The sequence below is a fragment of the Azospira sp. I13 genome, from assembly GCF_003112695.1.
Classification (GTDB): Bacteria; Pseudomonadota; Gammaproteobacteria; order Burkholderiales; family Rhodocyclaceae; genus Azospira.
In genome coordinates, this window is the sequence record NZ_BFBP01000002.1 from 213,493 (window position 1) to 240,063 (window position 26,571).

Below are 26,571 nucleotides of genomic sequence, written 5' to 3' on the forward strand. Positions count from 1 at the left end.
CAATCAGGGATTGAAGCGCTCCACCAGAAAATCCAGGAAGGCCCGCAGCCGGGCCGAGAGATTGAGGCGGGGCGGGTAGATGGCGTAGAGGTCCGCCGGCGGCAGGGACCAGTCGGCCAGCACCGCCCGCAGGCGGCCGCTCTCCAGGTACTTGGCCGCATCCCACTCGGAGCGCACCACCAGGCCCTGGCCTTCCAGGGCCCACTGCTGCACCACGTCGCCGTCGTTGCTCGACAGCCCGCCCCGCACCTTCACCGCCACGCTCTCCTTGCCCTTGGCGAAGCGCCACAGGTGGTAATCCTCGTCGTTCTGGCGGTGGATGATGCAGGCGTGACGGGCCAGTTCCTCCGGCGCTTGGGGCTCGCCGTGGGCCTCCAGATAGTGGGGCGAGGCGCAGACGAAGCGGCGGTTGGACATGATCTTGCGCGCCGCCAGGCGGGCGTCCGGCGGCTCGCCGAAGCGCAAGCCCAGGTCGAAGCCCTGCTCCGCCAGATTGAGGGGCCGGTCGGTGAGTTGCAGCTGCACTTCCACCGCCGGGTAAAGGCGCACGAATTCGCTCACCAGGGGCGCGATGTGGCTGCGCCCAAAGCCCAGGGTGGCATTGATGCGCAGCCGCCCCCGGGGCGCCGCCTTGCTACCGGCCACCTCGTTCTCCAGCTCCCGGATGTCTTCCAGGATGGTCCGGGCCCGGGCCAGGAACACCTCCCCTTCCGCCGTCAGGCTCATGCGCCGGGTGGTGCGCTGCACCAGTCGCACGCCGAGGCGGGCTTCCAGCAGGGCCAGGCGCTTGCTCAGGGCCGGGGCGGTGAGGTGGAGTTCTCGGGCGGCGGCGGCCAGGCTGCCCTGGCGGGCCAGGAGGACGAAAAATTCCAGTTCGGAAGCGGTGTTCATGGGGAGCCTCTCATTGATAACTTTTATTCATCAATGTTGTGAATATGGCTTAACTATAAACCACAGAAGAGGGACTAACCTTCGTCTCGTTCGCCGCCCCGCCGGCCCCTGCCAACTGCTCCGAGAAGGAAAGCCCTATGCGCATCGTCGATATCCGGGAAGTGACCCGGCCCATCTCCTCCCCCATCCGCAACGCTTACATCGACTTTTCCAAAATGACCCTGTCCCTGGTGGCGGTGGTCACCGACGTCATCCGCGATGGCAAGCCGGTGGTGGGCTACGGCTTCAATTCCAACGGCCGCTACGGCCAGGGCAGCCTGATCCGGGAACGCTTCCGTCCCCGCCTTCTCGAAGCCGCCCCCGATTCCCTGCTCGATGAATCCGGCAACAACCTGGACCCCCACAAGGTGTGGGCCTGCATGATGAACAATGAAAAGCCCGGCGGCCACGGCGAACGCTCCGTCGCCGTGGGCACGGTGGACATGGCCATCTGGGATGCCGTGGCCAAGATCGAAGGCAAGCCCCTCTACCAGCTGCTGGCCGAACGCTACGGCAACGGCACGCCCAAGCGGGAGGTCTTCGTCTACGCCGCCGGCGGCTACTACTGGCCGGGCCAGGACCTGCAAGCCCTGAAGAACGAAATGCAGGGCTATCTGGACCGGGGCTACAAGGTGGTGAAGAAGAAGATCGGCGGCGGCACCCTGGCCGATGACTTGAAGCGCATCGAAGCCGTGCTCTCCATCCTGCCCGCCGGCTGCAAGCTGGCGGTGGATGCCAACGGCCGCTTCGACCTGCCCACCGCCATCGACTACGCCAAGGCCCTCTCCCAGTACGACCTGTTCTGGTACGAGGAAGCCGGCGACCCCCTGGATTACGCCCTCCAGGCCGAGCTGGCCAACCATTACGACGGCTCCATGGCCACCGGCGAGAACCTCTTTTCCATGCAGGACGCCCGCAACCTGATCCGCTACGGCGGCATGCGCGCCGACCGGGACTGGCTGCAGTTCGACTGCGCCCTCTCCTACGGCCTGGTGGAATACCTGCGTACCCTGGAGATGCTCAAGGAACACGGCTGGAGCCCCTCCCGCTGCATTCCCCACGGCGGCCACCAGATGTCCCTGGCCATCGCCGCGGGCCTGGGGCTGGGCGGCAACGAATCCTACCCGGACCTGTTCCAGCCCTTCGGCGGTTTCCCCGACGGCGTGCAGGTGAAGGACAGCATCGTCACCCTGCCGGAACTGCCGGGCATCGGCTTCGAAGGCAAGGCCGACCTCTACGCCGAGATGAAGGCCCTGGGCGAAGCCTGATCCGCCTGGCTGCCATGAAAAAGGCCGGCGGGTTTTCCCCGCCGGCCTTGTGCCGTCTGCGATCAATCCCCCATGCAAGGGATCAGCGGAAAAACTCCTCCAGCCGCTCGAACACCGCATGGTCCGCCCCATGGCGGCGCACGCTACGCACGTCCTCCAGCTTTTCCACCTGCTTGATCATCTGCTCCAGGCGCCGGTCCTCCAGCACCAGCAGCCAAATGCGGCTATAGCGGCCGTCCCCCACGGGCAGGCAGAGGATGCCTTCGACGTTGTAGGCACGGCGGGAGAACAGGCCCACCACGTGGGACATGACCCCGGCGTGGTTATTCACCTCCAGCTCCAGCACGGTGCGTTGGGGATGGGCCAGGGCGGCGTTTTCGTTCTTGCTGACGGCGTTCATCTCAGCCTCCAATCATGTCGGTGTTGGCGGCGCCGGGGGGCACCATGGGGTAGACCTTCTCGTTCATGTCGATGAAGGCATGGATGAGGCAGGGGCCGGGCCGGGCGAAAGCCTCCCGCAGGGCGGCCCGGGGGTCGTCCACCGTATCCAGGTTGAGGGTATCGAGGCCGAAGCCTTCGGCGATCTTGAGGAAATCCGGCTGGCCGGAGAACTTGGAGGCGAAGTAGCGCTTGCCGTAGAACAGCTCCTGCTGCTGATACACCAAGCCCAGGGCGTCGTTGTTCATCAACACGATCTTGAGGTTGGCGCCGGTCTCACGGATGGCCGCCATTTCCTGGATGTTCATGAGGATGCTGCCGTCGCCGGTGAAACAGACCACCGTGCGCTCCGGCTCGGCCAGGGCGGCGCCGAGGGCGGCGGGCACGCCGAAGCCCATGGTCCCCAGGCCGCCGGAGGTCAGCCACTGGCGCGGTCGGCGCAGGGGGTAGGCCTGGGCCACCCACATCTGGTGCTGGCCCACGTCGGTGGCGATGGTGGCGGAGTCGTCCAGGCAATCGGCCACCGCCTGGATCAGGCCGTAGTGGCTGCGCGGGTCTTCCAGATTGGGCCGCTGCAGGGGGAAGCGGGAACGCAGGTCGCCCATGTGGGTGAGCCAACGCTTGCGCAGGTGGGGTTCCACCAGGGGCGAGAGCTTTTCCAGCACCTCTGCCACGTCGCCGGTGATGCCGACGTGGGCATTCTTGATCTTGTCCAGTTCGGAGGGGTCGATGTCGATGTGGATGATCTGGGCCTTGGGGCAGAAGGCCGACACCTTGCCGGTGGCCCGGTCATCAAAACGGGCGCCCACTGCGATGAGCAAGTCACACTCCTCCAGCAACAGATTGGTGTAACGGGGGCCGTGCATCCCGAGCATGTGGATGGAGAGGGGATGGTCCACCGGCATGGCACCCAGGGCCATGAGAGTCATGGTGGTGGGCAGGGAGGCTTTTTCGGCCAGGGCCACGGCAGCAGCGGCGGCACCGGAATGCACCACGCCGCCGCCCAGGTAGAGGATGGGCCGCTCGGCGGCATTGATCATGGCGGCGGCCTTCTCGATGGCGGCCATATCCGGCGCCGGCAGGTCCTGGCGACCGCCGGGGGCGGGCCACTGGCTGACCTCGATGGCCTGGGCCTGCACGTCCTTGGGAATATCCACCAGCACCGGGCCGGGACGGCCGGAGGCAGCCAGGGTGAAGGCCCGGGGAATCACCTCCAGCAGTTCCTCGGCGGAGTTCACCAGGAAGTTGTGTTTGGTGATGGGGATGGTGAGGCCGTAGGTATCCACCTCCTGGAAGGCATCGGTGCCGATCATGCTGCGGGGCACCTGGCCGGTGATAGCCACCAGGGGGATGGAATCCAGCTTGGCGTCGGCAATGGCGGTGAGCAGGTTGGTGGCACCGGGGCCGGAAGAGGCAAGGCAGACGGCGGGCTGGCCGGTGGCCCGGGCCATGCCCTGGGCCAGGAAGCCGGCGCCCTGCTCATGGCGGGCCAGCACGTGGCGGATTTTCGTTGATGCCGAGAGGGCATCATAGAACGGCAGGATGGCGCCCCCCGGGATGCCGGAGAGGGTGGTGATGCCCTGGCGCTCCAGCAGGCGGACGACGATCTGGGCACCGGTGAGGGTTTCCGGCGCTGAAGCGCTTTCCTCGGCGGGGGAAAGTTGGGGGGCGGTACTGTGCATGGCTGGGTTTCTCCTGGGTGATCCGGCTTTTCGGTCCGGCGGGGAGTCCCAGAAAACGAAACCCCCGCCGGGCTGTCGCGCCGGCGGGGGTTTCGTTGGGAATTCGGTTGGTTTCTTTACCGGATTTCGTCCACCCCTGCGGCGCGCACGTGGCCTACTACTACGCTTACTACAGCGCGTACGACCACACCGCCGCCAATAATGGACGCGCCCACGCCTGCCCGGAGGGACAGAGCGGCAGAACGGTCGAGGCAGGCGGAGCGTTGCATGGTGGAAATCGCGACGAGGGACGAAGAGGGTAAAAAATTGATCGAATGATTATGCAGAATTTGTTTCATGAGGTGCAACAGGAAATTCACATTTTCTGTGGATAAGTCTGTGGGCGTCCTGGGGATGCCTCCGCGAAACCCGCTCCAGCACAGGAAGCGCCTTACTCCGCTCATTTTTCGGGCAAGGCTGTCATATCCCCTCTCCTCCCCGTTTTGTGCGCTTTTTCAGCCCCGCGTCAAGCCTTGAAATGGATAAAAAAAACGGAGAACATGCGCGCCCCCGAGCCTTCGCTCCCACCGTTTTTCTTTCCCGGCGGCGCCCCCATGGCCTTCAAAGACACCCCTATCGAATTCCAGTGGCTGGAGATCGACCGCATCACTGTCGATTCCCGGCACGTGCGCCAGCATCTGGACGACACGGCCCTGCAAGGCCTGGTCAATGCCATCCGCCAGAAGGGCATGATCCACCCCCTGGTGGTGCAGCCCGCCGGCCCGGACGGCCGCCACACGCTCATCGTCGGCCAGCGCCGCTGGCGGGCCGCCCAGCTGGCGGGGGAAGCCCGGGTACCAGCCCTGATCCGCAACTGTTCCGACGCTGAGGCGAAGGAAGTTCAGGTCTTTGAAAACCTGGGGCTGGGCGTGCGTGCCGCCCTGGACCCCCTGGACATGGCCAATGCCCTGCAAGCCGTCACCGACGCCTATCCGACCCCGGAAGAAGCCGCCACCCTGTTTGGCCGCAGCGCCAACTGGCTGGCCCAGGCCACCGCTGCCGCCCGACTCACGCCCCAGGTCAGTGCCCTGCTGGAAACGGGCAAGATCACCAGCACCAGCACCGCCCTGCAACTCGACAAGCTGGCCCGCAAGGACGAGGCCCGGGCCGAAACCCTGCTGGGGCAGATCGCCCAGTTGCCCGAAGGGGAGAAGGTACCCAAGCAGGTCGTGGAAACCGTGCTGGTGGAAGCCGGCGTGCGTCGCGGCAAGAAGAAAAAGGAAGAAGCAGAAGCCGATACACCCGCCCCCAGTCCCGTAGCGGCGCCTGCACCTGCCAGCCTTACCAGCCCAACCCCGGGAAGCGACCTGCCCCCCTGGGAAGAGGCCCCGGCAGCCCCGCCCGCAGCACCGCTTGCTGCCATGACGTCTTCAGGCCCCGCTGCACCGGCCCGGCCCCGGGTCAATCCTGGCAAGGTGCGTCTGGTGGCGGAAATTCTCGGCTTGGCGCCGGAGGATGAAGAGGAAGTGCTGGAACGCCTGATCGACGAATTCCTGGCCCTCAAGGGTGAAGGCAACCCGCCTTTCTGAAGGCGCAGACCAAGGCAGCCCGGGCAGCAGCACCGGGCGCTCTTCACCGGGCGCTCTTAATTGGCGTCGCCTATTTGACGTCAAACTCGAAACGCGCAGCCACCCGGTCGTCGATCAAAACCTGCAAGCGGCGGTGGCCCACCGGTTCGTTGGGTCCGACAGACCATTCGGCGTAGATGTGGTCGTCCTGGGGCCGCAGGATGCGCTGGCTGACGGGAATGCGCTTGTCGTTGGAGAGCCCGAGATTGCGCGCCACCTCCAGCTCCGTGGGCGAGCCCTGATTGGGATGGGGCACCACGTATTCCTCGGTGACATTGAGGGAACGCTTCTTTGTCTTCACTTCAATGACCCAACCGTAACGCTGGCCCAGTACATGGGGCACCACCTCGGCGGGGGTGAAGACCAGATCGCCCTTGCGCTCCTCGAAGAGGCCGAACTCGGCGGCCACCACTTCCACCTCAGTCGCCGGATCTACCGGCGCACTCCAGGCAGGAGGGGCCATCAGGGCCAGGCCCAGGCAAAGGCCGACGGCCCACTGCAAACCAAACCGTTTCATGGCTCACTCCTTTCATCGCCGTGATTGCGCTCCCCCCGCCCGTGCAGGCGTACGGGCCGCACGGCAGCCTGCGCCGGCTGTTCCAGGTTGCGAGCCCGCAACTGGCCGCAGCCGCCGTCGATGTCCTGGCCCGCCGAGTTACGCAGCTTGGTCAGGATGTGGCGCTGGTGCAGCTGTCGGGCCAGCGCCCGGGCTTCTTCCCAGTCGGGCCGCGTAAATCCCGAGTCCCCCGCACTGTTGTAGGGAATCAGGTTCATGAGGGCGTATTTGCCAGTGAGCAGACGGACAATGCCATCCATTTCCGCCTGGCTGTCGTTCACGCCCCGGATCAGAGTCCATTGGTACTGGATGGGGTGGCCGGTGGCCCGAGCGTAGGCCTCCCCCAGTTCCACCAGTTCGGCAGGGTCCAGGGCTTGGGCCCGGGGCAGCAGGCGGGCCCGCAGGGCCGCATCCGTGGTGTGCAGGGAAAGAGCCAGGGCCGGCTGCACCTTGGCCTGGGGCAGGCGCTCGAACACCCGCCGGTCGCCAACCGTGGAAAAGACCAGGTTCTTGTGGCCGATGCCGCCATACAGGGCCAGGGTTTCGATGGCTTCCAGCACGTTGTCCATGTTGTGGGAGGGTTCCCCCATGCCCATGAAAACCACCCGCTTCACCTTGCGCTGGCGCCGGGCCAGCACCACCTGGGCGACGATCTCGGCGCTGCCCAGCTGGCGCAGCAGACCTGCCTGCCCCGTCATGCAGAAGACGCAGCCCACGGCGCAGCCCACCTGGGTGGAAACGCAGAGGCCGTCCCGGGGCAGCAGCACGCTTTCCACCGTCTGGCCGTCGGCCAGGGCCACCAGCAGGCGGGCCGAGCCATCCTCCCCGGGGTGCTCGGAATGGAGGCGCGCCAGCCCTTCAAGCTCTGCCGTGAGGGCCGGCAGGGCCTCGCGGATTTTCAGGGGCAGGTAGTGTTCGGCGGGCTGCATTTTGCCGCCCGCATCCAGGGGGCGGGCCTGCAGCCAGGCGCGCAACACCCGCTCTTCGTGGCAGGTTTTGGCACCCAGGCCTTGCAGGCGTTGGCGGAGGTCTTCGATTCGCATGGGAGGCGAATGCTACACCGGGTTGAGGCGGCCTGCCTCCCCCCGCTCAGGACGCGGCCCAGAGGGCCAGGAGGGACGCCAGGAGCGGCGGCGCCAGCCCCCCGGGCCGGCAGACCAGGGAGAGATGGTATTCCGGCAAGGGCAGGTCGATGGGCAGCACTTGATAGTTATTGCCGCCATGGCCGGATTCGGAAGCGGGGAGGATGGCCAGGCCGGCAAAGCCCTGATCCAGCAGTTCCCAGAGCAGGCTGGCATCGGAACTGTAAAGAGCCACGTGGGGCGTCAGGCTGGCCTCCTGAAAGAGGTGCAAGAGGCGTTCATAGCTGCCGACACCGACGGAGCGGCGCAACAGCAGCAGGGCGTGGCGAGCCAGTTCGTCCAGGGTGAGGGCCGTGCAATCATCCGGCAGCAGCCCCCGGGGCGCCACCGCCACGGTGGGACTGGTGAGCAGGCGGTGGATCGTGAAATTTTCCGGGAGCAGGGGCGGCTGCATGAAGGCCACGTCCAACTGGCCCGCATCGAGCAGGCGCTCCAGATAGCTGGAATCCCCCACCACCAGCCCCAGCTGCCGCTCCGGGAAGAGGGCCTGCAGGGCATCGAAGCGGGCCAGCCAGGGCGCGCGGCAGGTGGGTGACAGGCCGATGCGGAAGGCCGGCGCAGCCTGGGAGGAAAGGCGCACAACCTCCTCCCGGGAGACTTCCACGGCCCGCAGGATATCCCGGGCGCGACGGTAGAAAAGCTGACCCGCCTCAGTCAGCTCCAGGCTGCGGCCCCGGCGGTGAAACAGGGCTGCCCCCAATTCTTCTTCCAATTCCTTGAGGCGCTGACTGAGGGGCGGCTGAGCCATGTGCAACAAGCGGGCGGCACGGCTGATCTGCCCCTGCTCGGCAATGGTGCAGAAATAGTGCATGCGCTTCAGGTCCATGAATTCCCCCGGCAATCCATATCAATAGCGATATGAAACTTTCTGAAAACAGTATTTTTCTTCGATTTTCACAGCAAATAAAATATCAAAAGAATATTAATTACTCCCAACCCACGGAGACCCCAATGCTTGGACCCCTGGTCAATAGCGCGGCCCTGATCGGCGGCGGCCTGGCCGGCGCCCTGCTCGGCCGGCGCCTGCCCCGCCGCGTGCGGGAAGCCCTGCCCCTCACCTGCGGCATCATTTCCGCCGCCATCGGCACCGTGCTGATGCAGAAGGTGCACACCATTCCCGCTGTGGCCCTGGCCCTCTTGGCCGGCGCCTTCATCGGCGAACTGCTGTACCTGGAACGGGGCCTGGAAAAGGCCATCGGCTGGGCCCAGCACCAGGTGGAAGTCACCTGGCCGGCGGAAAAGGGCAATCCCCGGGTGGAGGGCTTCGTTGCCAAGTTCGTCACCCTGCTGGTGCTCTTCTGCGCCAGCGGCATGGGCATTTTCGGTGCCACCCACGAGGGCATGACCGGGGAGGCCAACATCCTGGTGGCCAAATCCATCCTCGACCTGTTCACCGCCCTCATCTTCGCCGCCGACCTGGGCTTTGCTGTAGCCCTGGCCTTCATTCCCCAGCTGGCCATCCAGAGCGCCCTCTTCTTTGGTGCCAGCCTGCTCATGCCCCTCACCACGCCGGAGCTGCTGGCCGACTTTTCCGCCGTAGGCGGCGTCATCATGCTGGCCACGGGCCTGAGGATCTGCGGCATCAAGTTCTTTCCCATCGTGAACATGCTGCCCTCCCTGGTTCTGGTGATGCCCTGCGCGGCGCTCTGGGCGCGCCTTCCTCTCTGACACCCGGCCGTTGCACCAAGCCTTTGCACGCTCCCCGCAAGTCGGGGTGTTACCTGATGCCATTCGGGATTACAGTGGGCATATAGACGTTCCCCCATCGCCGGAACCGTTCCGGCGGGGCCGAGTCCACCATGCCCATGCCCCCATTCCTCTCCCGCTTTTTCGCCCTCCGCCGTACCTGGCCACGGCTGGCCGCCCGCCTGGCGATTCTCACCCTGCTGGCATGTAGCTTGGCAGCCCAGGCGGCAACGCCACCCCTGCGGGTGACCAGCGACGACAACTACCCACCCTATCTTTTCCGCGATGCGGAAGGCTACCCCCAGGGCTATCTGGTGGATTTGTGGCAGCTCTGGGAGCAGAAAACCGGCCGTAAGGTGGAACTGGTGCCGACAGACTGGGCCAATGCCCAGCGCCTCATGGCAGAGGGCCAGGCGGACGTGATCGACATGATCTACCGTACCCCGGGCCGGGAGAGCCTCTACGCGTTTTCCTCGCCCTACGCCACCCTGCCGGTGGGCATTTACCACCACCGCTCCATTGGCGGCATCAGCGGCACCGACAACCTGAAGGGCTTCCTCATCGGCGTCCAGGCCGGTGATGCCTGTATCGAGGAGTTGCAGCGGCAGGGCATCGAAAACCTTCGTCAGTACCGCAACTACCAGGCCATCATCGACGCCGCCATGGCCGAGGAAATCAAGATTTTCTGCCTCGATGAATACCCGGCCAATTTCTACCTCTACCGCCAGGATCTGCAGCAGTTCTTCCGCAAGGCCTTCGACCTCTATCAAGGCCAGTTCCACCGGGCAACCCGGAAGGGGGAGGAAACCACCCTGGCCGAAGTGGAAAAGGGCATGGCCCTCATCACCCCGGCGGAAAAGGCCCGCCTGGAAGAGAAATGGATGGGAGAAGCGGTTCCCGGCGGCGGCCTGCAAGGCTATATCGAGTACCTCGGCATCGGTCTCCTGGTACTGCTCGTCGCCGGCATCGGCCTGACTCTCTGGGTACGGTTGCTGCAAGGGCTGGTAAAGCGGCGCACCCGCGAGCTGGAGCGGGAGCGCAGCCACCTCCACGCCCTGCTCAAAGGCATTCCCGACCCCCTGTGGATGAAGGATGCCAACGGCGTTTACCTCGCCAGCAACCCGGCTTTCGAACGCATGATGGGCTTCGGCGAACAGGAGATCATCGGCAAGACCGACTACGATCTGGTCCCCAGGGAACTGGCCGACTTCTTCCGCGACAAGGATCGGGCCGCCATGACCGCCGGCACCTCCCAGGTTAACGAGGAATGGGTGATGCATGCCGCGGACCGTGAGGAGCGGCTGCTGGAAACCATCAAGACCCCCATCCTGGATGGAGAAGGCCATCTGGAAGGCGTACTGGGTCTGGCCCGGGACATCACCGAGCACAAGCGCCTCGAGGCCCAGGTCAGCAACTACAGCCACCACCTGGAAGAACTGGTGGCCGAACGCACCGCTGAACTAGCCCAGGCACGGGATGCGGCGAATACTGCGAATGTGGCCAAAAGCGCCTTCCTGGCCAACATGAGCCATGAAATTCGCACCCCCATGAATGCCATCATGGGTCTCACCCACATTCTCAAGAAGAGTGAATTGACGCCCCAGCAGCGGGACCGCCTGGAGAAGATCGACACCTCCGCCGCCCACCTCCTGGCCATCATCAACGACATCCTGGATCTATCGAAGATCGAAGCGGAGCGCCTGGTGCTGGAAGAGCAACCAACGGAGCTGGGCCGCATCATCAGCCATATTTTCTCCATGCTGGCCGAGGCCGCCCGGAAAAAGGGCATTTTCCTCAAGTCGGACATCGCCCCCCTGCCCAAGACCCTGCTGGGGGACCCAACCCGCCTCACCCAGGCCCTGCTCAACTACGCCGGCAACGCGGTGAAATTCACCGAACAGGGCAGCGTCACCCTGCGCATCCGCTGCCTGGAGGACAACGAAGACGACGTTTTCCTGCGCTTCGAAGTGGAAGATACCGGCATCGGCATCGCTGCCGAGGCCCAGGCCCGGCTCTTCGCCCCCTTCCAGCAGGCCGACGACACCACCAGCCGCCGCTATGGCGGCACCGGCCTGGGCCTGGTCATCACCAAGCGCCTGGCCCAGATCATGGGCGGCGATGCGGGGGTGGAAAGCCAGCCCGGCATCGGTAGTACCTTCTGGTTTACCGCCCGCCTGAAGAAAGGAGCCGCGGCCTGTGCCCTGGCCGACCAGCAGCCGGCCAGCGGCTCGGCGGAGGAAGCGTTGCTGCACCATCACCGGGGCCAGCGCATCCTCCTGGTGGAAGACGACGAGATCAACCAGGACGTGGCCCGGGAACTGCTGGAATTCGCCGGGCTGGAAGTGGATATCGCCGAGAACGGCCGGGTGGCGGTGGAACGCATGGCCCACCCGACGGGCACGCCCTACGCCCTGATCCTCATGGACATGCAGATGCCCCACATGGACGGCCTGGAAGCCACCCGGCGCATTCGCGAACTGCCCGGGGGAGCCACCCTGCCGATCATTTCCATGACCGCCAACGCCTTCGGCGAAGACCGGGAACGCTGCCTGGCGGCGGGCATGAACGACTTCGTGCCCAAGCCGGTGGACCCGGACATGCTCTACGCCATCCTGCTGCGCTGGCTGCCCCGCCCGTCGCGGCCATCGGCCGACGCCTGATTCCCACCCCCCGCAACCCCCGCCAAGGCGCTTGCTGCGCCGCGCCCACCTTGCCCCTACCTCGCTGCCCGGAGCACCACGCCCTCCGGCGGCGGCGAGGGCAGCTACAATAGCCTTTTTTCACCCGGGGCCGGCCCGATGCGCCGCCCCACGCACCTACGGAAACCGCCCATGTTCGAACACGTCGATGCCTACGCTGGCGACCCCATCCTCACCCTGGTGGAAACCTTCCACAAGGACAGCAACCCGAAGAAGGTGAACCTGGGCATCGGCCTCTATTACGACGAGGCCGGCAACATTCCCCTGCTGGCATCCGTGAAGGCCGCCGAGGCTGCCATCGCCGCCGAATCCGGCCCCCGCTCCTACCTGCCCATGGAAGGCGCCGCCGACTACCGGGCCGTGGTGCAGAAGCTGCTCTTCGGTGCCGACAGCGAGGCCCTCAAGGCCGGCCGTATCGCCACCATCCAGACCCTGGGTGGCTCCGGCGCCCTCAAGGTGGGCGCCGACCTGCTCAAGCGCTACTTCCCCAAGAGCGAAGCCTGGGTCAGCAACCCCACCTGGGACAACCATCGCTCCATCTTCGAAGGTGCCGGCCTGGCCGTGCATGACTACCCCTACTACGACGCCCAGACCGGCGGCGTGGACTTCGCCGGTATGGTCGCCTGTCTCAAGGGCCTGCCCGAGCAGAGCATCGTCCTGCTGCACCCCTGCTGCCACAACCCCACCGGCGTGGACCTCTCCCGGGAGCAATGGCAGCAGGTCATCGCCATCGTCGCCGAGCGCAACCTCATTCCCTTCCTCGACATCGCCTACCAGGGCTTCGGCGACGGCCTGGAAGCAGACGCCTACGCCATCCGCGCCCTGGCTGACGCCAAGCTGCCCTTCCTGGTCAGCAACTCCTTCTCCAAGAACCTCTCCTTCTACGGCGAGCGGGTCGGCGGCCTCTCCGTGGTCTGCAAGGACGCCGAGGAAGCCGGCCGGGTCCTCGGCCAGCTGAAATTCACCGTGCGCCGCAACTACTCCAGCCCCCCCATCCACGGCGAGAAGGTCACCACCAAGGTGATGAACGATGCCTCCCTGCACGCCCAATGGGTCAAGGAAGTGGATGAAATGCGGGTACGCATCCAGGCCATGCGTCAGAAGCTGTTTGATGTGCTGACTGCCCGGGTGCCGGGCAAGGACTTCTCCTACTTCCTCAAGCAGCGCGGCATGTTCAGCTACACCGGCCTCTCCCCCGAGCAGGTGGATCGCCTGCGGCTGGAATTCGGCGTGTACCTGGTGCGCTCCGGCCGCATGTGCGTGGCCGGCCTCAACACCGGCAACGTGAATTACGTGGCCGAGGCCATGGCGGCGGTGCTGCAGGGCTAAACAAAATTTCCCGGCGGCCTGCCGGGAGAAGGAAAGAAGACGGCCCTTCCGGCAAGCACATGCCAGAAGGGCTGTCTTCTTTGGGCCTAGCCTGATGGCGCCCGAGAAGGCTATTTACCCCCTAAGGGCATGGCAGCCCCCTGACCCTGGTCAGGCGCTTGGCCGACGTTACATGGGGGTATCAAGACCATTTCCCTCACCCTTGCCTGGCCTGCGCAATCCCAGCCGCCCAGTTTTAGGAAGAAGAGATGCCGAGGAGAGGCCAGTGCCGCTCCCAACTGCTGAAGCGCCCCCAATCCAGCCGGTTATCAACGTGAGAGCCGAGCAGAACCAGGGCCCTGCCGAGCACGGCCGGCTGGGTACAACACTGCTCGAAATCATGACGTAGTTATTTATCCGTTCGCCTTGCCGTAGGTATACTTAAGTAATATCTAAAATTCCATACAAGGGGGAAATACGCATGAATCGCCGACTTTTTTGCGTATTTTTCCTGCTTGTCTCCGCCCTCTCCTGGAGCCAGGTCCAGGCCCGCGAGTTAAAGATCATCTTTTCTCAATACACGCCCCCCTATGTGTTTGAGAAGGGTGACGGCATCGTGGTAGACATCGTGCGTGAAGCCCTGAAGGCCAGCGGCCATGTCGTGGTGCCGGTCTACGCCCCCATTGGGCGCGGCTTTGAGCTGTTTGCCGAAAAGCGCGTGGATGGCACCGCCATCATCCGCGAGAGCTCCGGGCTGGAAGCCAACTACTCCGACAATTTCATGCAGTATCACAACCGCGCCTTCACCTTGAAGGCGCGTCAGCACAAGTTGCTCAAGCTTGAGGATCTCCGGGACAAAACGGTGGTGGGCTTCCAGAACGCCCAGAAATACCTGGGCACAGACTTTGCACGGGTCGTTGCGGCCAACCCGAACTATAAGGAAATGGCCAACCAGGAAACCCAGGTACTGATGCTGCTGCTCGGCCGGATTGATGTTGCCGTGATTGACGAAAGCATCTTTCGCTTCTACCGCGAAAAGCTCATCGCCGAGGGTAAGGCGCCGCGCAGTGCCGAATATGATGCCTTTCCCTTGTTTCCACCGACGCCCTACAAAACGGCATTCATCGATGCTCGGATTCGCGACACATTCAACCGCGAACTGGCCGCCATGCGCCGCGATGGCCGTTACGCGGCCATCTATCGCAAGTACATCGAAGAATACTTCGTCATCAAGCAATGAAAATCGACCCGCATTCGCTCTCCTGGCAGCTGCTCAAGTCAGTGCTGTCGATTTATTTCGCCATTACGCTGCTGGTGACGCTGACCCAGATGGGCATCGAATATATGTCCACCCGCAAGGCCATCGCCGATGAACTGGCCAGTGTGGAAAGCACCTTTGCCCCGGCATTGACCACCGCCCTCTGGGAGCTCAATTCCGAGCAACTGGAAGCCTTGCACCGAGGCATCGTGGACCTGCCCAACATTTCCGGTATGCGCCTGGTGGATGCCGGCGGACACACGCTGATCAACGACACCACGGAACAGGCCATCGGTGGGCAGGTCACCCACACCTTCAAGCTGTATCACCACTTTTCGGGTGAGGATGTTTTCTTGGCGGATGTCAGTTTTCAAACATCCGGCAACGTCGTTTTCGAGCGCCTTCGGATCGGTTTCCAGATGATCATGATCAGCGCCCTGATCAAAAGTACGGCCCTGACCATGCTGTTTCTCTGGGCCTTCCGTCGTCACCTCGGCGCCCCCCTGCGGCAGCTCACGGAAGCCGTCACCGCGATTGATCTCGACTCCTTGGGGAAGAAGTGGCGTCTCGACCTGCAACAAACCCAGAGCAATGAACTGACCCAGCTGGAAGACGCCTTCAACCGCATGTTGAAGCGGCTTGAGGAGGAGCGTATCGCCCACTATGCCGCCCTGAGGGAGATCAACAAGGGGCTGGAGCAGCAGGTGGCCGAACGCACCTGCGACCTGCAGCAAGCGAATCAACGGCTGGAACAGCTGGTACGCACCGACCCCCTGACCGGGGTGGCCAATCGCCGCCAATTCATGGAACAGGCCCACCTGGAAATCCAGCGCGCACGACGGGATGGGACCCCTTTGTCCGTGCTGATGATGGACTTGGACCATTTCAAGCACATCAACGACACCTGGGGACACGCCGCCGGGGATCTGGTGCTGCGCAATTTTTCCACCCTCGTTGCCGACCCCTCCCGGGCCACCGATCTGTTGGCCAGACTGGGTGGAGAGGAATTTGCCCTGCTCTTGCCCAATACCGGGCTGGAGGGCGCCATCGAGGTCGCCCTGCGCATTCGGCAGCGGGTCCGCGACCAATCGGTGGATACCGGCTGCGGCCAGATCCACTACAGCATCAGCATTGGCGCAGCCCTTCTTGCGCCGGGGGAAAGCACATACGAACCCATGCTCAAGCGGGCCGATGCTGCCCTCTACCAGGCCAAGGAAACCGGCCGTGATCGCGTGGTTGCCGAATCACTGATGGTGGTGGAGCGCCAGTAGGCTGCCCAGGCGCCTACCCCAGTCTTCCGGTCACACGACTAAAAACACCCCGCAAACGCAATAGGGGCGCGGACCTCTTCCAGGTACCGCGCCCCTATTCATTTTCAGCGGCAATGCGGGCAAATGCCGCATCCCGCTTACCTCTCCAGGCCACTACATTTTCAAAACCGTTTCATCCCGCACCGCCCGCCGACGCTGCGGCGGGCCCCACTCAGGCCGGGGCCGAGGTGCGGATCAGGTGGTCGAAGGCCGAGAGACTGGCCTTGGCACCCTCGCCCATGGCGATGATGATCTGCTTGTAGGGCACGGTGGTGCAGTCGCCGGCAGCGAAGACGCCTTCGGCGGAAGTCTCGCCCTTGGCGTTGATGACGATCTCGCCCCGGTCGGAGAGTTCGACGGCGCCCTTGAGCCAATCGGTGTTGGGCAGCAGGCCGATCTGCACGAAGATGCCTTCCAGTGCGACGGTCTTTTCCTCGCCGCTGACCCGGTCCTTGTACTGGAGGCCGTTCACCTTCTGGCCGTCGCCGGTCACTGCCGTGGTCTGGGCTTCGGTAATGACGGTGACGTTGGGCAGGCTGCGCAGCTTCTTCTGCAGCACGGCGTCGGCCCGCATTTCCTTGCCGAATTCCAGCAGGGTGACGTGGGCGACAATGCCGGCCAGGTCGATGGCGGCCTCGACGCCGGAGTTGCCGCCGCCGATCACGGCAACGCGCTTGCCCTTGAACAGGGGGCCGTCGCAGTGGGGGCAGTAGGCCACGCCCTTGGTGCGGTATTCGGCTTCGCCGGGCACGTTCATTTCACGCCAGCGGGCGCCGGTGGAGAGAATCACGGTCTTGCTCTTCAGCACCGCACCGTTGGCCAGGGTCACTTCGGCGGGCTGGCCGTTGGCGGCGGGCTTCAGGGCCGTGGCGCGCTGCAGGTTCATGATGTCCACTTCGTAGTCGCGGACATGCTGTTCCAGGGCCATGGCCAGCTTGGGGCCTTCGGTTTCCTTCACGGAAATGAAGTTCTCGATGCCCAGGGTGTCCAGCACCTGGCCGCCGAAACGCTCGGCCACCACGCCGGTGCGGATGCCCTTGCGGGCCGCGTAGATGGCGGCGGCAGCGCCGGCCGGGCCGCCCCCCACCACCAGCACGTCGAACACTTCCTTGTCGGAAAGCTTGGCCGCATCCCGGGCGGCAGCGCCCGTATCCACCTTGGCCAGGATTTCGCCCAGTTCCATGCGGCCGGAGCCGAAGACCTGGCCGTTGAGGTAGATCGAGGGCACGCCCATGATCTGGCGGTCTTCCACTTCCTGCTGGAAAACACCGCCGTCGATCATCACCGCTTCCACATTGGGGTTGAGCACGGCCATGGTGTTGAGGGCCTGCACCACGTCCGGGCAGTTGTGGCAGGTGAGGGAGATGTAGGTTTCGAAGCTGAACTTGCCTTCCAGGCCCTTGATCTGGGCGATAACGTCAGCCTCCACCTTGGGCGGGTGGCCGCCGCTCTGCAGCAGGGCCAGCACCAGGGAAGTGAATTCGTGGCCCATGGGGATGCCGGCGAAGTGGATGCGCGGCGGCTGCCCGGCCTGAGCGATACCGAAGGAGGGGCGGCGGCTGGCATTGCCGTCTTCCCGCAGGGTGACCTTGGGGGAGAGTTCGGCGATGTCGAGCAGCAGACCGCGCATTTCCTGGGCGGTGGCGGAATCATCCAGGGAGGCCACCAGTTCGATGGGCTGGACGAGTTTTTCAAGGTAAGCCTTGAGCTGGGTCTTGATATCGGTGTCGAGCATGGTGTTCTCCCTAAGAATCTGGATTGCAGTGGGAAGGTGTCTGGCGTTTGCAATGAAGGCAGGCGCCTTGCCGCTGGAATCCCCCCGGGGCTAACCCGGGGGAACCTAAGTGCGAGGAACCATAGCGAGCGGGCCAAGCGCAAGGCGCACGGAACGGAGGAAGCGAGACATACCTGTAGGTAGGCGAGCTTCCGAGTACCGCGCAACGCCGCGATTGGCCCGCGCAGTAGGTTCCTTAGATCTTGCCGACCAGGTCGATGGAGGGAGCCAGGGTCTTGGCGCCTTCCTTCCACTTGGCGGGGCACACCTGGCCGGGGTTGGCGGCGGTGTATTGGGCGGCCTTCAGCTTGCGCAGGGTTTCGGAAACGTCACGGGCGATTTCGTTGGAGTGGATTTCCAGGGTCTTGATCACACCGTCCGGGTTGATGATGAAGGTGCCACGCAGGGCCAGGCCTTCTTCGGGGATATGCACACCGAAGGCATTGGTCAGCTGGTGGGTGGGGTCGCCCACCAGGGGGAACTTGGCCTTGCCCACGGCGGGGGAGGTTTCATGCCACACCTTGTGGGAGAAGTGGGTGTCAGTGGTCACGATGTAGACCTCGGCACCGGCCTTCTGGAATTCGGCGTAGTTGTCGGCGGCGTCTTCAATTTCGGTGGGGCAGTTGAAGGTGAAGGCGGCCGGCATGAAAATCATCACGGACCACTTGCCCTTCAGGTCGGCGTCGGAAACGGTGATGAACTTGCCGTTGTGGAAGGCGTTGGCGGTAAAGGGCTGGATCTGGGTGTTGATCAGGGAAGTCGTCATCGTTAGTTCTCCTAGTGGTTTGAACAAAGCAGCGTTGGGGTTGGGTGCTGCGATGGGATGAATCTTAAGCGCCCGTAAAAAATTACTCTAATTGATTGTATTCATATTTAAGATAGTTACCGACTATCGCAACCCCGCCTTATTGGCCCCCCTGCATTGCGGCCCGGCGTCCGCCTGGGCTATCATCCGCCCCGATTCAGGTGCCGAGCCCCGCCTTCCGCGGGATCGGTGAAACGGGAAGCCGGTGACACTGGGAACACCCCCAGCCATTCCGGCGCAGCCCCCGCTGCTGTAAGCCAGACGACGCTGCCTCACGCCACTGTGGTTCACCACGGGAAGGCCGGCAGGGAAGAATGAAGGCAAGCCAGAAGACCGGCCTGACATCACAAGATGCACCATTCCCCGGGGTGACGGGAACGGTTCTGGTGATTTGCCGCCTTCACATTGCTCCATCCGCCGCGGCCCTTTATCCGACCTGCCACAACTCCCCCGCCTGGTGCGCCATTGTCATGCTCGCCGAGGGAGAGACTCATGCACATCATGGAAGGCTTCCTGCCCATCGAACACGCCGTGGGCTGGAGCGTCGCCGCCGCCCCCTTTGTCGCCTGGGGCATTCGTTCCGTGAACCACCGCATCCGCGAAAATCCCGAGCAGCGCATGCTGCTGGGGGTAGCCGCCGCCTTCACTTTCGTCCTCTCGGCCCTAAAGCTGCCCTCGGTCACCGGCAGCTGTTCCCACCCCACCGGCACGGGCCTGGGTGCCGTACTCTTCGGCCCCGCTGCCATGGCCCCCATCGGCGCCGTGGTACTGCTTTTCCAGGCCCTACTGCTGGCCCACGGCGGCCTCACCACCCTGGGCGCCAACATCTTCTCCATGGCCGTGGTGGGGCCCTTCGCCGCCTATGGCATTTTCCATCTGGCCCGGCGTCTGCGGGCCTCCCTGGCGGTCAGCATCTTCCTCGCCGCCAGCCTGGCGGACCTGCTCACCTACGTCACCACCTCGGTGCAGCTGGCCTGGGCCTTTCCCGATCCGGCAGGCGGCTTCACCACGTCCTTCCTTAAATTCGCCGGCATCTTCGCCGTCACCCAGATTCCCCTGGCCGTCAGCGAAGGCCTGCTGACGGTGGTCATCTTCAACGCCCTGGCCCGCTTCAACGCCCAGGAGCTGCGTGACATGGGCGTCGCCCCGGATGCGAAGGGCCTGGCATGAAGCGCTACCCCAACCTGATCCTGCTGGCCCTGGTGGCCCTGCTCTCGGCCCTGCCCCTGTGGCTGGTGGAACGCCCGGAAGGCGGGGATATCTTCGGCGGCGCCGACAACCAGGCCCAGGCCCTGATCGGCCAGATCGCCCCGGACTACGCCCCCTGGTTCCAGCCCCTGCTGGAGCCGGCCAGCGGTGAAATTGCCTCCCTGCTCTTCGCCTTGCAGGCAGCCATGGGGGCCGGCTTCATCGGCTACTACCTGGGCTGCGCCCGCACCCGGGAAAAGCTGCGCCGGGAGCAGGCCGAAGCTGCCGACCGCAACACCGCGGCCAAGGACACCCGTGCTGATTGAGCAGTCCGCCTACGCCAATCGCTGGCGCGGCGTGGCCCCGGCGGCCAAGGGTCTCTTTGCCCTGGGCGGCCTGGTGGCGGCCTTCATCGTCACCCACCGGCCCGCCGCCGGCCTCGGTATCGCCGCCCTGCTGGCGACCGTCACGCTGGGCGGCGCCCGGGTGGCGCCGGGCCTCTACCTGCGGGTGGCAGCGCCGGCCCTCTTCTTCCTCGCCATCAGTGCCCTCTCCCTGGCGGTCTCCGTCGCTCCGGAGGCCCAGGGCGGGCTGGGCCTGCATGCCAGCCCTGATGGCCAGGCACTGGCGGCCGGCGTGGCGGGCCGTTCCCTGGCCGGGCTGGCCGCCCTGCTTTTCCTGGTGCTGACGACGCCCCTCACCGATCTCATTGCCCTGCTGCGCCGCCTGCGCACCCCGGAAGTGCTGCTGGACATCATGGTGCTGTGCTACCGCACCCTTTTCGTTTTCAGCGGCGCCGTGCAGGACATGCGCACGGCCCAGGCGGCCCGCCTCGGTTACGGCAGCCGGCGCCAGACCCTGCGCTCCCTGGGTGGCATGGCTGCCAACCTGACGGTGCAGATCTGGCAACGGGCCCAGGCCCTGCACCTGGCGGCCCTGGCCCGCAACAACGACGGCCCCCTGCGATTTCTCACCACGCCCCACCCCCACGCCCGCCGCGACATCGCCCTGGCGGGCAGCGGTGCGACAGCCCTCGTCATGCTGGCCTGGGCAGCACGGATGGTCACGCCATGAGCGCCGCCCCCGGCACCGCGAACGCGCCCCTGCTGGAGCTGGAGGACGTTTCCTTCCGCTACCCGGATGGCAGCACCGGCCTCCACGGCTGTTCCCTGGGCATTGCCCGGGGCAGCCGCAACGCCCTCATCGGCGCCAACGGCTCCGGCAAGACCACCCTCTTCCAGCATTGCAACGCCCTGCTGCGCCCGGCATCCGGCCAGTTGCGCTATGCCGGCGCCCCCCTCGACTACAGCCGCGCCGGCCTGCGCACCCTGCGCAGCAAGGTGGGCATGGTCTTCCAGAACCCGGACCGCCAGCTCTTCTCCGCCAGCGTGCGGGAGGACGTCTCCTTCGGCCCCCTCAACCTGGGCCTGGACGAGGCCACCGTGGCCGCCCGGGTGGAGGCCGCCCTGCAGGCCGTGGGCATGGCAGACCTGGCCCACAAGCCGGTGCAGAACCTCAGCTTCGGCCAGAAGAAGCGGGTCTGCATCGCCGGCGTACTGGCCATGGAGCCGGAACTGCTGGTACTGGACGAACCCATGGCCGGCCTCGACCAGGCCATGCAGGAAGAACTGCTGGCGGTGCTGGAAAGCCTGCACCAGCGGGGCATGACCCTGCTGCTAGCCACCCACGACATCAACTTTGCCTATCGCTGGGCCGACCGCATCCACCTCATGGCGGCCGGCCGCTGCACTGCCAGCTTTGCGGCGCCCCAACTGGCCGCACACGAAGCCCAGCTGGCCGCCCTGGGCCTGCGCCTGCCCGCCGTGATCGGCCTGCAACGCCTACTGCAGCAGCACGGGCTGCTGGGCGACACCCGCCACCTCCCCAGCTGCACTGCCCTGCTGACCGAATTGCAGCAAGGGCCGCTGCCGGAAACGCCCCGCCACGCGGCCCCCCTCGCCAAGACCGCTGAACAGGAATGAAGGAAACCCCATGACCCAAGCCCCCCTCGGCAAGATCTGGTTCGTCGGCGCCGGCCCTGGCGACCCCGACCTCATCACCGTCAAGGGCCGCCGCCTGCTGGAGCAGGCCGGCGCCATCCTCTTCGCCGGTTCCCTGGTGGACCAGGCCGCCACCCTCTACGCCCCCGAAGGCTGCGACATCCGCGACTCCAAGGACATGACCCTGGAGGAGATGACCGCCTGGCTGCTCGACGCCGCCAGCCGCCATGAAACCGTGATCCGCCTGCAGACCGGCGACCCGGGCCTCTACGGCGCCCTGGTGGAAATGACCCGGCCCCTGGATGCCGCCGGGGTGAGTTGGGCCGTGGTGCCCGGGGTCTCCTCCGCCCTGGCCTCCGCTGCCGCCGCTGGCGAGACCCTGACCCTGCCGGAAGTGACGCAGACGGTGATTCTCACCCGGGTCGCCGGCCGCACCCCCATGCCTCCCGGCGAAGAGCTGGAGGCCCTGGCGGCCCACCGCTCCACCCTGTGCATCTTCCTCTCCATCACCCTGTTGCACGAGGTGCAGCGCGCCCTGCTGGCCGCCGGCTGGCCCGAGGATGCGCCTATCCTGGTGGTGCAGAAGGCCTCCTGGCCCGGGGAGGAAAAGATCGTGCGCGGCACCATTGCGGACATCAAGAAAAAGTGCCAGGCGGAGAAGATCGCCGCCCAGGCCATGATCATCGCCAGCCCGGCCCTCGGCGCCCGGGACTGGGAAGACATCGCCCGCTCCAAGCTCTACGACCCCAGCTTCACCCACCGCTTCCGCAAGGCCAGCGTGGGCGAGGCTTCCTGAGAAATGACCATGACCTTCAGTGCCCAAGACACCACCCTGCTCCTGGTCGGCCACGGTTCCCGCAACCGGGACGGCAACAAGGAAATCCTCCATTTCGCCGCCCAGTGGCGGGAGCGCCACCCCGGCTGGCGCATCGAGGTGTGCTTCATCGAGCACGCCGAGGTGCTGCTGGATGAAGGCCTGAACCGGGCCGCCGGCAACGACGCCAAGCGCGTGGTAGTGATTCCCTTCATTCTCAACGCCGCCGGCCACGTCAAGATGGAACTACCCCACGCCGTGGAAGAGGCTCGGGCCCGCCACCCGGGCGTGGAATTCCAGGTGGTGCGCCACCTGGGCATGGGCCGGGAGATTTTCGAGGTGCTGCAGGGCCAGCTGGACCGGCTGATGAAGCAGCTGGACATGCCCGACCCCTGCACCACCGGCGTCATCCTGCTGGGTCGCGGTTCGTCGGACGCCGGCGCCAACGGCGAGCTGGCCAAGATGGCCCGCTGGATCTTCGAGGACAACGACCACGAGCTGGTGGACATTGCCTTCACCGGCGTCACCTGGCCCCGGCTGGAAACCGCCGTGCAGCGCCAGGTCAAGCTGGGCATGACCCAGGTGGCCATCGTTCCGGTCTATCTGTTCACCGGCGTGCTCATGGAGCGCATCAAGGCCCAGGCCGAGCGCCTGCAGCGCCAGTACCCCCAGGTGGCTTTCGCCCTGGGCACCCACTTCGGTTTCGACAAGGGCATCTTCGAGCTGCTGGACAGCAAGGTGGGCGGCGATGCGCTGCCCGAAGGCAGCCTGCTGGAATGCGACGGCTGCAAATACCGCCTGGCCGCCGAGGACGAGCATCTGCACGACCACAGCCACACCACCACCCACGACCATGACCACGCCCATCCCCCCCCTGCCCAAGGCACCTGCGGCCATGGACATGGGCATAAACATGATCACGATCATGGTCATGGGCACTGCCATGGCCACAATCATTCCCACGATCACCACTCCCACGGGTAAGCCATGAACCAGCACAGCAACGTCGTCACCGAACAGCTCACCGCCGCCGGCCGTGCCATCGAGCACGATTCCTTCGCCATCATCGACGCCGAAGCCGGCCCCCACGCCTACACCGAGGAGCAATGGCCCCTGGTGCGGCGCATGATCCACGCCAACGCCGACTTCGAATTCAACGGCCTCACCGCCTTCCACCCGGAGGCCATGCAGGCCGGCTTCCAGGCCGTACTGAAGGGCGGCACGCCTATCGTCGCCGATGTGGAAATGATCTGCGTCGGCCTCTCCAAGCCGCGCCTGAAGCACTTCGGCCTCACCACCCACCACTACATTTCCGACGCGGACGTGATCGCCGAGGCCCAGGCCCAGGACACCACCCGGGCCGTGCAGTCCATGCGCAAGGCCCAGCGGGAAGGCAAGCTGGACGGCGCCATCGTCGGCATCGGCAACGCTCCCACGGCCCTCATCGAACTGATTCGCCTGATCAGGGAAGAAGGCGTGCGTCCCGCCCTGGTCATCGGCATGCCCGTGGGCTTCGTCTCCGCCGCTGAATCCAAGGACCTGCTGATGACCGTCACCGAGGTGCCCTGGGTCGCCATCAAGGGCCGCAAGGGCGGCTCCACCCTGGTGGTAGCGGCCATCCACGCCCTGCTTTCCCTGGCCGAAGCCGAGCAGAAAAAGGCCGCAGCGTGAGCCTGGCATGAGCACGGATTCACCCAAGGCAGAGAAGGTCCGCAAGGGCACGGCCAAGCGGGAGCGGGGCAACCGCACCGGCTTCACCACCGGCGCCAACTCGGCGGCGGCGGCAGTGGCCGCCACCCTGGGCCTGGTCCAGGGCCGGGTGCCGGAGAAGATCGTCTGCCGCCTGCCCAACGGCAACGAGCAGGAGTTCGCCATCAACAACGGTGCCGTGGACGGCGACCATGCCCACGCCGTCAGCATCAAGGACGCCGGCGACGATCCGGACGCCACCCACGGCGCCCACATGACCGCCGACGTGGTGCGCATTGCCGACGGCCAGGGCAAGGTCATCCTCAAGGGCGGACCCGGCGTCGGCATCGTGACCAAGGAAGGCCTGGGCCTGGAAGTGGGCGGCCCGGCCATCAACCCGGTGCCCCGGCGCAACATCAGCGACAACGTGGCCCGGGCCGGCGCCCCCATTCTCGAAGCCGGCGACAGCCTGGAAGTGACCATCTCCGTACCCGGCGGCGAGGAGATGGCGAAGAAGACCCTCAATGCCCGCCTGGGCATTCTGGGCGGCATCTCCATCCTCGGCACCACCGGCATCGTCCGCCCCTATTCCACCGCCGCCTTCCGCGCCAGTGTGGTCCAGGCGGTGGACGTGGCGGCGCGTCAGGGCCAGACCAGCGTGGTGTTCACCACCGGCGGCCGCACCGAAAAGTTCGCCATGAAGCAGCTGCCCCAGCTGGAGGAATCCTGCTTCGTGCAGATGGGCGACTTCGTCAAAGCCGCCTTCCAGAGCGCCATCAAGCGCCAGATGCAGCACGTCTACATCGGGGCCATGGTGGGCAAGCTGACCAAGATGGGCCAGGGCCTGGCCGTGACCCACGCCTGGAAGCAGGAGATCGACCGGGACCTGCTGGCCGCCTGCGCCACCGAAGTGGGCGCCCCCGCCGATCTGGTGGAGGAAATCCGCAACGCCGAGACGGCCCGCTTCGCCGCCGAGCGACTGGCCCTGCTGGGCCTCACCGTGCCCTTCCACCGGGCCCTGGCCATCCACGCCATGCAGAGCCTGCGGGCCTGCCACCCGGGTCCCTACCAACTCACCGTGCTGGTCTGCGATTTCGAAGGCCAGTTCATCTGCCGCGTCGAAGAGGGCGAAAGTGTCTAAACAAGCGTACTGCACCGTCCTTGGCATCCTGGACGACGGCTGGGCCGGCCTGCCCGATTCTTCCCGCCACGGCCTGCAATCTGCCGGCCTTATCGTCGGCGCCGGCCGCACCCTGGCCCTGGTGCAAGCCCACCTGCCCGCCAGCGCCTCCCTGAAGGACATGGACGGCAAGCTGGGCCAGGTGCCCGGCTGGATTCAACAAGCAGCCACTGACGGCCTGCACACTGTCGTGCTGGCCACCGGCGACCCCCTCTGCCACGGCATGGCCAGCTATCTGGTGGGCAAGCTGGGAGCCGACGCGGTCACCGTGCTGCCCGCCCCCTCCACCCTGCAACTGGCTTTCGCCCGCTTCCAGCGGCCCTGGCAGGACTACCGCATCTCCACCTGCCACACCGCCGATGCGGGCGAATGGCAGTTCGGCACCACGCCGGAGAACGGCCTCTACAAGCTGATCCGCGCCATCGCCGAATACCCCAAGGTGGCCGCCTTCACCGGCCCGGACAACAACCCGGCCCGCCTGGCCCGGGCGCTGCTGGCCGCGGGCTATGGCGAGGAGGTCCGCCTCTCGGTGGCCGCCAAGCTGGCCCTGCCGGAGGAACAGCTGTTCCCCGACCTATCCCTGGAACAGGCCGCCGCCATGACTTTCCCCGACCCCAATGTGGTGCTGGTGGAACGCCAGGTGGCTGCCCCCCGCGCCATCTTCGGTTTCGACGACCTGGACTTCGTCCAGCGTCAGCCCGAGAAGGGCCTCATCACCAAGCTGGAAGCCCGGGCTTTATCCCTGGCCAAGCTGGGCTTGAAGCCCGACAGCGTGGTGTGGGACATCGGCGCCGGTTCCGGCTCCGTCGGCCTGGAGGCCAGCCGCCTGTGCCGCCACGGCCACGTCTATGCCATCGAAAAGAACGAGGGCGATGCCGCCAACGCGAAAGAAAATGCCCTGCGTTTCCAGGCCACCAATTACACCCTGCGCCACGGCAAGGCACCGGAAGGGCTGGAGACCTGGCCCGACCCGGATGCAGTGTTCGTCGGCGGTTCCGGCGGCGAACTGGCGGCCCTCATCGACCTGATCCTGGGTCGCCTCAAGCCCCATGGCCGTCTGGTGATGAACTTCGTCACTCTGGAAAACCTGGCCACCGCCACTACGGCTTTGGCAGCCTCCGGAGCAACTTGGGACGTCACCCAGCTCCAGGCCAGCCGCAGCCAGCCCATCCTGGACATGCACCGCATGGCCGCCCAGAACCCGATCTGGATCGTCACCGCAAAGAAGAGCTAAACC

Annotated in this window: 24 protein-coding genes and 1 riboswitch; of the genes, 16 read left to right on the forward strand and 8 right to left on the reverse strand. The window is 65.5% G+C overall.

The window, feature by feature from the left end; translation table 11 throughout:
* Positions 1-3 precede the first annotated feature (3 nt).
* On the reverse strand, positions 4-891 hold the full coding sequence (locus tag AZSI13_RS01020; RefSeq protein WP_109039322.1) for a LysR family transcriptional regulator: 888 nt from the start codon (positions 889-891) through the stop codon (positions 4-6).
* 137 nt (positions 892-1,028) lie between these two features.
* Between AZSI13_RS01020 and AZSI13_RS01025 the strand changes: the two genes are divergently transcribed.
* On the forward strand, positions 1,029-2,198 hold the full coding sequence (locus tag AZSI13_RS01025; protein ID WP_109039323.1) for a mandelate racemase/muconate lactonizing enzyme family protein: 1,170 nt from the start codon (positions 1,029-1,031) through the stop codon (positions 2,196-2,198).
* A gap of 82 nt (positions 2,199-2,280) precedes the next feature.
* On the opposite strand, the gene ilvN is transcribed toward AZSI13_RS01025, so the two are convergent.
* Together ilvN and ilvB are read right to left on the reverse strand one after the other, a co-directional pair.
* Positions 2,281-2,598 (reverse strand): acetolactate synthase small subunit, encoded by a 318-nt coding sequence (gene ilvN, locus AZSI13_RS01030; RefSeq protein ID WP_109039324.1) that lies wholly within the window; start codon positions 2,596-2,598, stop codon positions 2,281-2,283.
* Position 2,599: 1 nt separating this feature from the next.
* Positions 2,600-4,318, reverse strand: a complete 1,719-nt coding sequence (gene ilvB, locus AZSI13_RS01035) for an acetolactate synthase large subunit (protein WP_109039325.1) — start codon at positions 4,316-4,318, stop codon at positions 2,600-2,602.
* 593 nt (positions 4,319-4,911) lie between these two features.
* On the opposite strand from ilvB, the gene AZSI13_RS01040 reads away from it, so the two are divergent.
* On the forward strand, positions 4,912-5,886 hold the full coding sequence (locus AZSI13_RS01040) for a ParB/RepB/Spo0J family partition protein (RefSeq protein WP_109039326.1): 975 nt from the start codon (positions 4,912-4,914) through the stop codon (positions 5,884-5,886).
* A 70-nt stretch (positions 5,887-5,956) separates the two neighbouring features.
* Here AZSI13_RS01040 and AZSI13_RS01045 read toward each other — a convergent pair whose 3' ends face one another.
* The 3 genes from AZSI13_RS01045 to AZSI13_RS01055 are packed head-to-tail and all read right to left on the reverse strand — an operon-like array spanning position 5,957 to position 8,449.
* Positions 5,957-6,442, reverse strand: a complete 486-nt coding sequence (locus tag AZSI13_RS01045; protein WP_109039327.1) for a hypothetical protein — start codon at positions 6,440-6,442, stop codon at positions 5,957-5,959.
* Entirely contained in the window at positions 6,439-7,524 is a 1,086-nt protein-coding gene (locus tag AZSI13_RS01050; protein WP_109039328.1) for an RNA methyltransferase, read from the reverse strand. The genes AZSI13_RS01045 and AZSI13_RS01050 overlap by 4 nt, the downstream gene beginning before the upstream one ends.
* A gap of 46 nt (positions 7,525-7,570) precedes the next feature.
* On the reverse strand, positions 7,571-8,449 hold the full coding sequence (locus tag AZSI13_RS01055) for a LysR family transcriptional regulator (RefSeq protein ID WP_235609586.1): 879 nt from the start codon (positions 8,447-8,449) through the stop codon (positions 7,571-7,573).
* A 125-nt stretch (positions 8,450-8,574) separates the two neighbouring features.
* Here AZSI13_RS01055 and AZSI13_RS01060 point away from each other — a divergent pair, with 125 nt between their 5' ends.
* The 5 genes from AZSI13_RS01060 to AZSI13_RS01080 all read left to right on the forward strand — a co-directional run bounded on the left by AZSI13_RS01060 (position 8,575) and on the right by AZSI13_RS01080 (position 15,845).
* Positions 8,575-9,291 (forward strand): DUF554 domain-containing protein, encoded by a 717-nt coding sequence (locus tag AZSI13_RS01060; RefSeq protein ID WP_109039329.1) that lies wholly within the window; start codon positions 8,575-8,577, stop codon positions 9,289-9,291.
* A 131-nt stretch (positions 9,292-9,422) separates the two neighbouring features.
* The gene (locus AZSI13_RS01065) at positions 9,423-11,969 is read left to right on the forward strand and encodes a transporter substrate-binding domain-containing protein (RefSeq protein WP_109039330.1); all 2,547 of its coding nucleotides are present in this window, start codon (positions 9,423-9,425) and stop codon (positions 11,967-11,969) included.
* Positions 11,970-12,140: 171 nt separating this feature from the next.
* Positions 12,141-13,337 carry an amino acid aminotransferase gene (locus AZSI13_RS01070; protein ID WP_109039331.1) on the forward strand — a complete coding sequence of 399 codons (1,197 nt, stop codon included), beginning with the start codon at positions 12,141-12,143 and terminating at the stop codon, positions 13,335-13,337.
* 460 nt (positions 13,338-13,797) lie between these two features.
* Complete coding sequence (locus AZSI13_RS01075; RefSeq protein ID WP_109039332.1) at positions 13,798-14,556, forward strand: ABC transporter substrate-binding protein; 759 nt, start codon at positions 13,798-13,800, stop codon at positions 14,554-14,556.
* Positions 14,553-15,845: a diguanylate cyclase gene (locus AZSI13_RS01080; RefSeq protein WP_109039333.1), complete on the forward strand. Its 1,293-nt coding sequence runs from the start codon at positions 14,553-14,555 to the stop codon at positions 15,843-15,845. Before AZSI13_RS01075 ends, AZSI13_RS01080 begins: the two co-directional genes overlap by 4 nt.
* A gap of 211 nt (positions 15,846-16,056) precedes the next feature.
* Here AZSI13_RS01080 and ahpF read toward each other — a convergent pair whose 3' ends face one another.
* A complete protein-coding gene (gene ahpF, locus AZSI13_RS01085; protein WP_109039334.1) occupies positions 16,057-17,619 on the reverse strand; it encodes an alkyl hydroperoxide reductase subunit F in 1,563 nt (520 codons plus the stop codon).
* A gap of 235 nt (positions 17,620-17,854) precedes the next feature.
* Positions 17,855-18,424, reverse strand: a complete 570-nt coding sequence (ahpC, locus tag AZSI13_RS01090) for an alkyl hydroperoxide reductase subunit C (protein ID WP_109039335.1) — start codon at positions 18,422-18,424, stop codon at positions 17,855-17,857.
* 181 nt (positions 18,425-18,605) lie between these two features.
* A riboswitch (cobalamin riboswitch) is annotated at positions 18,606-18,820 on the forward strand.
* A gap of 135 nt (positions 18,821-18,955) precedes the next feature.
* Between ahpC and AZSI13_RS01095 the strand changes: the two genes are divergently transcribed.
* From AZSI13_RS01095 to cbiE, 9 genes are read left to right on the forward strand one after another with little or no spacing between them, the layout of a single operon-like run.
* Positions 18,956-19,633 (forward strand): energy-coupling factor ABC transporter permease, encoded by a 678-nt coding sequence (locus tag AZSI13_RS01095; RefSeq protein WP_109039336.1) that lies wholly within the window; start codon positions 18,956-18,958, stop codon positions 19,631-19,633.
* Complete coding sequence (locus AZSI13_RS01100) at positions 19,630-19,977, forward strand: energy-coupling factor ABC transporter substrate-binding protein (protein WP_109039337.1); 348 nt, start codon at positions 19,630-19,632, stop codon at positions 19,975-19,977. Before AZSI13_RS01095 ends, AZSI13_RS01100 begins: the two co-directional genes overlap by 4 nt.
* The gene (gene cbiQ / locus AZSI13_RS01105; RefSeq protein ID WP_109039338.1) at positions 19,967-20,725 is read left to right on the forward strand and encodes a cobalt ECF transporter T component CbiQ; all 759 of its coding nucleotides are present in this window, start codon (positions 19,967-19,969) and stop codon (positions 20,723-20,725) included. Before AZSI13_RS01100 ends, cbiQ begins: the two co-directional genes overlap by 11 nt.
* A complete protein-coding gene (locus AZSI13_RS01110; RefSeq protein WP_109039339.1) occupies positions 20,722-21,633 on the forward strand; it encodes an energy-coupling factor ABC transporter ATP-binding protein in 912 nt (303 codons plus the stop codon). Before cbiQ ends, AZSI13_RS01110 begins: the two co-directional genes overlap by 4 nt.
* Before the next feature lie 10 nt (positions 21,634-21,643).
* Positions 21,644-22,447, forward strand: coding sequence for a precorrin-4 C(11)-methyltransferase (cobM, locus tag AZSI13_RS01115; RefSeq protein WP_109039340.1), 804 nt, complete (start codon positions 21,644-21,646; stop codon positions 22,445-22,447).
* Between the two features lie 9 nt (positions 22,448-22,456).
* Positions 22,457-23,449: a sirohydrochlorin chelatase gene (locus tag AZSI13_RS01120; protein ID WP_109039617.1), complete on the forward strand. Its 993-nt coding sequence runs from the start codon at positions 22,457-22,459 to the stop codon at positions 23,447-23,449.
* Positions 23,450-23,452: 3 nt separating this feature from the next.
* Positions 23,453-24,136 carry a precorrin-8X methylmutase gene (locus AZSI13_RS01125; protein ID WP_109039341.1) on the forward strand — a complete coding sequence of 228 codons (684 nt, stop codon included), beginning with the start codon at positions 23,453-23,455 and terminating at the stop codon, positions 24,134-24,136.
* A gap of 7 nt (positions 24,137-24,143) precedes the next feature.
* Complete coding sequence (locus AZSI13_RS01130; protein WP_109039342.1) at positions 24,144-25,295, forward strand: cobalt-precorrin-5B (C(1))-methyltransferase; 1,152 nt, start codon at positions 24,144-24,146, stop codon at positions 25,293-25,295.
* Positions 25,288-26,568 (forward strand): precorrin-6y C5,15-methyltransferase (decarboxylating) subunit CbiE, encoded by a 1,281-nt coding sequence (gene cbiE, locus AZSI13_RS01135; protein ID WP_109039343.1) that lies wholly within the window; start codon positions 25,288-25,290, stop codon positions 26,566-26,568. The genes AZSI13_RS01130 and cbiE overlap by 8 nt, the downstream gene beginning before the upstream one ends.
* Positions 26,569-26,571 lie beyond the last annotated feature (3 nt).

Excerpts from the sequence above, each read along its gene's own strand:
- AZSI13_RS01020 (WP_109039322.1), bottom strand. The coding sequence starts at position 891 with ATGAACACCGCTTCCGAACTGGAATTTTTCGTCCTCCTGGCCCGCCAG.
- AZSI13_RS01100 (WP_109039337.1), top strand. The coding sequence starts at position 19,630 with ATGAAGCGCTACCCCAACCTGATCCTGCTGGCCCTGGTGGCCCTGCTC.
- AZSI13_RS01110 (WP_109039339.1), top strand. The coding sequence starts at position 20,722 with ATGAGCGCCGCCCCCGGCACCGCGAACGCGCCCCTGCTGGAGCTGGAG.
- AZSI13_RS01120 (WP_109039617.1), top strand. The coding sequence starts at position 22,457 with ATGACCTTCAGTGCCCAAGACACCACCCTGCTCCTGGTCGGCCACGGT.
- AZSI13_RS01095 (WP_109039336.1), top strand. The coding sequence starts at position 18,956 with ATGCACATCATGGAAGGCTTCCTGCCCATCGAACACGCCGTGGGCTGG.
- AZSI13_RS01050 (WP_109039328.1), bottom strand. The coding sequence starts at position 7,524 with ATGCGAATCGAAGACCTCCGCCAACGCCTGCAAGGCCTGGGTGCCAAA.
- AZSI13_RS01070 (WP_109039331.1), top strand. The coding sequence starts at position 12,141 with ATGTTCGAACACGTCGATGCCTACGCTGGCGACCCCATCCTCACCCTG.
- AZSI13_RS01040 (WP_109039326.1), top strand. The coding sequence starts at position 4,912 with ATGGCCTTCAAAGACACCCCTATCGAATTCCAGTGGCTGGAGATCGAC.
- AZSI13_RS01130 (WP_109039342.1), top strand. The coding sequence starts at position 24,144 with ATGAGCACGGATTCACCCAAGGCAGAGAAGGTCCGCAAGGGCACGGCC.
- AZSI13_RS01045 (WP_109039327.1), bottom strand. The coding sequence starts at position 6,442 with ATGAAACGGTTTGGTTTGCAGTGGGCCGTCGGCCTTTGCCTGGGCCTG.
- ilvN (WP_109039324.1), bottom strand. The coding sequence starts at position 2,598 with ATGAACGCCGTCAGCAAGAACGAAAACGCCGCCCTGGCCCATCCCCAA.
- AZSI13_RS01065 (WP_109039330.1), top strand. The coding sequence starts at position 9,423 with ATGCCCATGCCCCCATTCCTCTCCCGCTTTTTCGCCCTCCGCCGTACC.
- ilvB (WP_109039325.1), bottom strand. The coding sequence starts at position 4,318 with ATGCACAGTACCGCCCCCCAACTTTCCCCCGCCGAGGAAAGCGCTTCA.
- AZSI13_RS01125 (WP_109039341.1), top strand. The coding sequence starts at position 23,453 with ATGAACCAGCACAGCAACGTCGTCACCGAACAGCTCACCGCCGCCGGC.
- ahpC (WP_109039335.1), bottom strand. The coding sequence starts at position 18,424 with ATGACGACTTCCCTGATCAACACCCAGATCCAGCCCTTTACCGCCAAC.
- AZSI13_RS01080 (WP_109039333.1), top strand. The coding sequence starts at position 14,553 with ATGAAAATCGACCCGCATTCGCTCTCCTGGCAGCTGCTCAAGTCAGTG.
- cobM (WP_109039340.1), top strand. The coding sequence starts at position 21,644 with ATGACCCAAGCCCCCCTCGGCAAGATCTGGTTCGTCGGCGCCGGCCCT.
- AZSI13_RS01025 (WP_109039323.1), top strand. The coding sequence starts at position 1,029 with ATGCGCATCGTCGATATCCGGGAAGTGACCCGGCCCATCTCCTCCCCC.
- AZSI13_RS01075 (WP_109039332.1), top strand. The coding sequence starts at position 13,798 with ATGAATCGCCGACTTTTTTGCGTATTTTTCCTGCTTGTCTCCGCCCTC.
- AZSI13_RS01060 (WP_109039329.1), top strand. The coding sequence starts at position 8,575 with ATGCTTGGACCCCTGGTCAATAGCGCGGCCCTGATCGGCGGCGGCCTG.
- ahpF (WP_109039334.1), bottom strand. The coding sequence starts at position 17,619 with ATGCTCGACACCGATATCAAGACCCAGCTCAAGGCTTACCTTGAAAAA.
- AZSI13_RS01055 (WP_235609586.1), bottom strand. The coding sequence starts at position 8,449 with ATGGACCTGAAGCGCATGCACTATTTCTGCACCATTGCCGAGCAGGGG.